At 65.2% G+C, this 6,354-nt stretch carries 4 protein-coding genes and 1 pseudogene; 3 read left to right on the top strand and 2 right to left on the bottom strand.

The annotated features are described in order from the left end of the window. Positions 1-985, top strand: a pseudogene (locus EN932_RS05140) (hypothetical protein); the annotation flags it as partial. A 113-nt stretch (positions 986-1,098) separates the two neighbouring features. Continuing rightward, the gene (locus EN932_RS05135) at positions 1,099-1,746 is read left to right on the top strand and encodes a hypothetical protein (protein WP_127385917.1); all 648 of its coding nucleotides are present in this window, start codon (positions 1,099-1,101) and stop codon (positions 1,744-1,746) included. A 239-nt stretch (positions 1,747-1,985) separates the two neighbouring features. Here the strand turns inward: EN932_RS05135 and EN932_RS05130 are convergent, their stop codons facing one another. Together EN932_RS05130 and gshB are read right to left on the bottom strand one after the other, a co-directional pair. Next, a complete protein-coding gene (locus EN932_RS05130) occupies positions 1,986-3,518 on the bottom strand; it encodes a YifB family Mg chelatase-like AAA ATPase (RefSeq protein WP_013528602.1) in 1,533 nt (510 codons plus the stop codon). A gap of 174 nt (positions 3,519-3,692) precedes the next feature. Continuing rightward, positions 3,693-4,634 (bottom strand): glutathione synthase, encoded by a 942-nt coding sequence (gene gshB, locus EN932_RS05125; RefSeq protein ID WP_127369626.1) that lies wholly within the window; start codon positions 4,632-4,634, stop codon positions 3,693-3,695. 300 nt (positions 4,635-4,934) lie between these two features. On the opposite strand from gshB, the gene EN932_RS05120 reads away from it, so the two are divergent. Continuing rightward, complete coding sequence (locus EN932_RS05120; RefSeq protein ID WP_013528600.1) at positions 4,935-6,284, top strand: EAL domain-containing protein; 1,350 nt, start codon at positions 4,935-4,937, stop codon at positions 6,282-6,284. The last annotated feature ends 70 nt before the right edge of the window (positions 6,285-6,354 follow it).

Genomic DNA, 6,354 nt, shown 5'->3' with positions numbered 1-6,354 from the left:
ATTCGTGGACGGCGACAGCAACACCGCCAGCGGTACTTTCTCCGGCCAGTTCGTGACCGGCAGCAACAACACCGCTAGTGGCGCAAGCGCAGGCAACAACGTAACCGGCGACAGGAACACCGCCACCGGTTTTACCGCCGGCAGCGGCGTGAAAGGTCAAAACAACACTGCCAACGGCGTCAACGCAGGCACAGATGCGACCGGCGACGGAAACGCTGCTGTTGGCGCCGGCGCCGGCGCCACCGTGACCGGTGACAACAACACCGCAAGCGGCAACTTTGCTGGCCGCGGCGTAGAAGGTGACAACAACATCGCCAACGGTGCCTCCGCCGGCAATATCGTAGAGGGCGACAACAATGTCGCCAGCGGCACCCGTGCAGGTCAATTTCTGGCCGGCAACGACAACATTGCCATCGGCCAGAATGCCGGCAGCGGGACTTTGGGCAACATCCTAACGGTCAACAATTCGATCGCCCTGGGCGCCGACAGCCTCGCCGGCCAGGACAATGCCGTCGCCATCGGCGCCGGTGTCACCACCACGCGGGCCGGCCAGGTGGCGATCGGCGACGGCGCCGCCACCTACACATTCGCCGGCGTCAACAGCGCCGCCAGCAAGGCTGCCCAGAGCGGCCCGACCTACCTGCTCACCAGCGACGGCGCCGGCAATCTCGCCACATCGAGCGTCGACCTCGCCGGGCTCGAAGCCGGGCTCGGAGGCTTGACCGGTGAATTGGCGCAAACCCGCACCGAGGCCCGTCAGGGCATCGCCGCGGCCATCGCCATGACGACGGCGCCGATGCCGTCGGCGCCCGGCCGCACCAGCTGGGCCACCAATCTCGGCTACTTCAAGGGCGAGACGGCGTTCGGCGCCTCGCTGGCGCATCGGCTCGATCTTTTCGACGAGCCCTTCGCCGTGACCGCCGGCTATGCCTATGGCGGCGGCGAGAGCCACGCCGCCCGCATCGGTCTGGCGGGCGAGTTTTGACGGCGCAAGCCGCCGCTTGGCACGAGACAGCCGATCGGCCGTCCGTTTGCTCGCTGGAGCAACCGGCAATGGAGGCTCAAGCCCGCGATGGCGATCTGGCGAGAGGCAAGGGCATGACGGCGCGCAGGGCAACCAGACCGTTGCGGAAGCGGGTACCGGCGATGCTTCTGGCCGCGCTGTCGGTATTGGCAATTGCGCAACCGACCGTCGCGCAGTCGCAAGAGCAACAGCCGAAGAAAACGCAGAGGACCGCCAGGCCGGCCGAGCCGAAGCCGGCCAATATCGACCGCAATGGCGTGCTGATCCTGGTGCGCACCTCGCTTCTGGCGCTGGACCAGGCCAACAAGACCGGTAACTATACCGTGCTGCGCGATCTCGGCGCGCCAGGCTTCCAGGCCAACACCGCGGCAAAGCTTGGCGAGATCTTCGCGCCGCAGCGCCAGCAGGCGCTCGATCTCGGCGGCGTTGCCGTGCTGGAGCCGCAGCTGACGCTTCTGCCGCAAATCGAGCCCAGCGGCATGCTGCACATGGCGGGCTTTTTCCCCTCGGTGCCGATGCAGGTCAATTTCGAGCTGCTGTTCGCGCCGCATGAGCGGCAGTGGAAGCTATTCGGCATCTCGGTCACCTTGAGCAACAGCGCTCCCGAAGCGCCTGCAGCCGAACCCGCCCCGGCGCCTGCCGCCGCCGAACCGCCGCCCGAAGCGCCGACGCCGAGCGTCAATCCGAAGAAAGTATCCAAAGGCAGCGGCGGTCCCCCTTGAGGGGAGGGCTATCGCATATGAGTTTTTACGAAGAGAACCCCCACCCTACCCCTTCCCACAGGGGGAGGGAGCGCTGCTCCGCGCTCCCGTGACCATTTTCTGCGCCGACTTTCGGTAGTTTGCCGAGGTCAGCGCTGACGAAGTCTCCCTCCCTTGTGGGGAGGGACTAAGGGTGGGGGTAAGTGCCGGGCAAACATCTCAGAAGATGCCATATAGGCGATTGCCCCGCCCTCAAGGATCTACGCCGCCTGCGCCACCCGCTCCGAACTCATGCGGTAGGAAATCGCTTCGGCCAGATGGATGCGGCCGACGGTTTCGCTGGCGTCGAGATCGGCGAGTGTCCGCGCCACCTTCAGCACCCGGTGATAGGCTCGCGCCGAAAAGGCGAGCTTTTCGCTGGCGTCCTTGAGCAGCGACAGGCCGGCGGCGTCCGGCATGGCGATCTCCTCGATGACCGAGGGCGCGCAATGCGCGTTGGTGGTGGCGCGGGTGGCGCCGAGCCGCTCGAAGCGCTCGCGCTGGATGGTGCGGGCGCGTGCCACGCGCATCGCCACATCGGCACTTTTCTCCGCCCGGTCGGGCCGGATCAGGTCGCTGGCCGAGACCGCCGGCACCTCGATCCTGAGATCGATGCGGTCGAGCAGCGGGCCCGAAATGCGCGCCTGATAGTCGGTGCGGCAGCGCTCGCCGCGCAGGCAGCGATAACCAGGCTCGCCGGCCATGCCGCAACGGCACGGGTTCATCGCCGCCACCAGCTGGATACGCGCTGGATAGGTGACGCGATGGTTGGCCCGCGCGATCATGCAGTCGCCGGTCTCCAACGGCTGGCGCAGCGCATCGAGCGTCTGCGGCGTGAACTCGGGAAACTCGTCGAGGAACAGCACGCCGTGATGGGCCAGCGACACCTCGCCCGGCCGCGCGCGGATGCCGCCGCCAACCATTGCCGCCATCGAGGCAGAGTGGTGCGGCGCGCGGAACGGCCGCCGGTCGGTCAATTTGCCTTCGCCGAGCTCTCCCGCCACCGACGCGATCATCGAGACTTCGAGCAATTCCTTCGGCGCCAGCGGCGGCAGGATCGACGGCAGCCGCTGCGCCAGCATCGATTTGCCCGAGCCCGGCGGGCCGATCATGAGAAGATTATGCCCGCCGGCGGCCGCCACTTCCAGCGCCCGCTTGGCGGTCTCCTGGCCCTTGATGTCGGCGAGGTCGGGCAAATCCGGCGCGGCGGCGTGGATGCCGGCCTCGGGGCGCGACAGCACCTGCGTGCCGCGAAAATGATTGGCGATGGCAATCAGGCTGCGCGGTGCCAGAATGTCGAAATCCTTTCCAGCCCAGGCCGCCTCAGGTCCGCAGGCGAACGGGCAGATCAGGCCTTTGCCCTCGGCATTGGCGGCGATCGCCGCCGGCAAGGCGCCGGCGACCGCGGCAATCGTGCCGTCGAGCGACAATTCTCCAAGTACGACATAGCCGGCCAGCATGTCGCCCGGAATGGCGCCAAGGGCAGCCATCAGGCCAAGCGCGATCGGCAGGTCGTAGTGACTGCCTTCCTTCGGCAGGTCGGCCGGCGCCAGATTGACCGTGACCTTCTTCGACGGCATCGACAGGCCTGAAGCATGCAGTGCGGCCTGCACCCGCTCGCGGCTTTCGGCCACCGCCTTGTCGCCCAGGCCGACGATGTGCATGTTGACCTTGCCGGGCGCGATCATCACCTGCACGTCGACCGGCACGGCCTCGATGCCTTGGAAAGCGACCGTGCGAACCCGCGCCACCATTTCTTTGCCCCCAGGCCACAACCCACGCGATGGCCAAGAAATGGCCCCACGGGCAGACAATCACAAATCCTCGGTCAAATCAAGAACATTACGGGAACATGTGAGCGCGTGGGTTGCAGCCGAATTGAGCGCGGTTGCAAAAACGGAACATGGTTAAGACAAAATGAAAACGGCTTACCCGCGCTTGTCCTCGACCGCGTCCCAGAACAGGCTGGCGATGTCGGCGCCGCCGAAGCGTTTGACCTCGCGCACGCCGGTCGGCGAGGTGACATTGATCTCGGTCATGTAGTCACCGATGACGTCGATGCCGACCAGGATGAAGCCACGCTCCTTCAGCGACGGCCCGATGCGGGCGCAGATCTCGCGTTCGCGCGCCGTCAGCTCGGTCTTTTCGGCGCGGCCGCCGACATGCATATTGGAGCGGGAATCATGTTCGGCGGGCACCCGGTTGATGGCGCCGACCGGCTCGCCGTCGATCAGGATGATGCGCTTGTCGCCCTTGCGCACGTCCTTGAGATAGCGCTGCACGATATAGGGTTCGCGAAACATCTGGCCGAACATTTCCAGCAGCGAGGCCAGGTTGCGGTCGCCCTCCAGCAGATGGAAGATGCCGGCGCCGCCATTGCCGTAGAGCGGCTTGACGATGATGTCGCCGAACTCCTTGCGGAAGGCGGCAACTTCGAGTGGATCCTTGGTGATCAGCGTGTCCGGCATCAGGTCGGCAAATTCGGTGACGAAGATCTTTTCCGGGCTGTTGCGCACCCAGGCCGGGTCGTTGACCACGAGCGTCTTCGGGTGGATGCGCTCCAGGATGTGCGTGGTGGTGATGTAGTTCATGTCGAAGGGCGGATCCTGGCGCAGCAGGACGACGTCCATCTCCGACAGATCGGTGCGCACCTTCTCGCCCAGCGAATAGTGGCTGCCTTTCTCGTCGCGCACCTGCATCTCCTCAATGCGGGCAAACACCTTGCCGTCGCGCAACGACAGCCGACCCGGCGTGTAGTGGAACAGCTCATGGCCACGCCGCTGCGCTTCCAGCGACAGCGCGAACGAGGTGTCGCCGGCGATCGACACGGTGGAGATGTGGTCCATCTGGACGGCGATTTTCAGCTTCATGGCGGGTCTCCGGCGGCTCGGATGGACGACTGTCCTGCCTGTACAGGCTCACTGCCCGTCTGCCAATCGCGACCTTTTGAAGATTGGCATCAGCAAGTCGCAAGCTCGGCCCTGCCGGTCATTCCGTGACAGGAGCCAGGCTGCGCGTCCTCGTTGTTCCTTGAGCCCGAATGCACACCTCACATCGATCCTTCGAAACAGGTCGCGGTTGCCCATGGAAAATCGATTTCGCGATACGTTTCCTAAAGGGTTTGCTGCCAGTCTGAAAATAAATTCCGAAGTCACAAAACAGGGACACCGATGCAAACTTCGTTTGGCACCGGTCAGGCAAACAGGGAGAGCACGGATCTGGCATTCACCGATCCGTTGACCGGGCTTGGCAACCATCGCCGCTTCTTCGACAAGGTCGATCGGCTGATCGCCGACCGAGCCGACGATCCCGCGCCCTTTACCGTCGGGATTCTCGACCTCGACGGCTTCAAGCCGATCAACGATCTGTTCGGCCACAAGGCCGGCGACGACATCCTGATCCAGGTCGCGATGCGGCTGCGCGCCTCTATGGACGGCTATTCCACGGTCTGCCGCATCGGCGCCGACGAATTCGCTTTTCTCTATCCGATGGTATTCAGCGAGGACGCTGCGGCCGAAAAGTCGCGCATGCTGATCGAGATCCTGTCGGCGCCCTACGATGTCGGCGAACGCACCGCCAGGCTTTCGGCCTCGGTCGGCTGCTCGTTGTTCTATTCGGGCGACGAGACCACGGAAATCCTCATCAACAAGGCAGAGACGGCACTCTACCACGCCAAGCGTTCCGGCCGTGGCCGCGTCGTCGTCTACACCCGTGAGATGGAAGAAGCGGCCAAGCGCGTCACCCGCATCGAACAGGCGCTGCGCCGGGCTGTCTCGGCCGGCGAGGTGGAGCCGCATTTCCAACCCATCGTCGATCTCGCCACGCGCCGCACCATCGGCTTCGAGACGCTGGCGCGCTGGACCGACCGCGACCTGGGTTCCGTGCCGCCGACCGTCTTCATTCCCATCGCCGAGGAGCGCGGCATCATCGGCCCGTTGTCGCAGCTGGTGCTGCGCAAGGCGACGGAGGCCGCCAGAAGCTGGCCAAAGGACCTGTTCCTGTCGTTCAACCTGTCACCCTCGCAGCTCGTCGACCAGAACACCGGCCTGCACATACTGGCGATCCTCGACCGCACCGGCTTCGATCCGCGCCGGCTGGAGATCGAGATCACCGAGACCGGCCTGATGAACGACCCGGCCTCGGCCGCTCAGATCGTCGAGGATCTGCGCCGCGTCGGCATCCGCGTCTCGCTCGACGATTTCGGCACCGGCCAATCCTCGCTCGGCCGCTTGCGCGAATTCCATTTCGACAAGCTCAAGATCGACCGCGCCTTCGTCTCCTCCATTCTCGACGACAGGCCGTCGGAACACATCATCCGCGCCATTCTGGCCATGTGCGAAGGGCTCGGCATGGACGTCGTCGCCGAAGGAATCGAGCAGGAAGCGCAGGCCGATCGCCTGGTCCAGTTTGGCTGCGCCGGCGGACAGGGCTATCTGTTCGGCAAGCCGGTCGATGCCGACGCCACGCTCGGCTATCTCCGCGATTCCTTCCGCGGCGCCCTGCGCGCCAAGGCGATCTGACCGGCGGTCCTCCGCAATCCCCAACCCCGACGGTGCTGCCGTGCGCATCCGGTGCGGCGCATTGTCGTTT

It is taken from the genome of Mesorhizobium sp. M7A.F.Ca.US.002.01.1.1 (genome assembly GCF_004022955.1).
GTDB lineage: Bacteria > Pseudomonadota > Alphaproteobacteria > Rhizobiales > Rhizobiaceae > Mesorhizobium > Mesorhizobium ciceri.
The sequence above is the reverse complement of the archived record's forward strand: the minus strand, read 5'-3'. Positions and strand labels throughout refer to the sequence as shown.

Coding starts and splice junctions, on each gene's coding strand:
- EN932_RS05130 (WP_013528602.1), bottom strand. CDS start 3,518: ATGGTGGCGCGGGTTCGCACGGTCGCTTTCCAAGGCATCGAGGCCGTG.
- gshB (WP_127369626.1), bottom strand. CDS start 4,634: ATGAAGCTGAAAATCGCCGTCCAGATGGACCACATCTCCACCGTGTCG.
- EN932_RS05120 (WP_013528600.1), top strand. CDS start 4,935: ATGCAAACTTCGTTTGGCACCGGTCAGGCAAACAGGGAGAGCACGGAT.
- EN932_RS05135 (WP_127385917.1), top strand. CDS start 1,099: ATGACGGCGCGCAGGGCAACCAGACCGTTGCGGAAGCGGGTACCGGCG.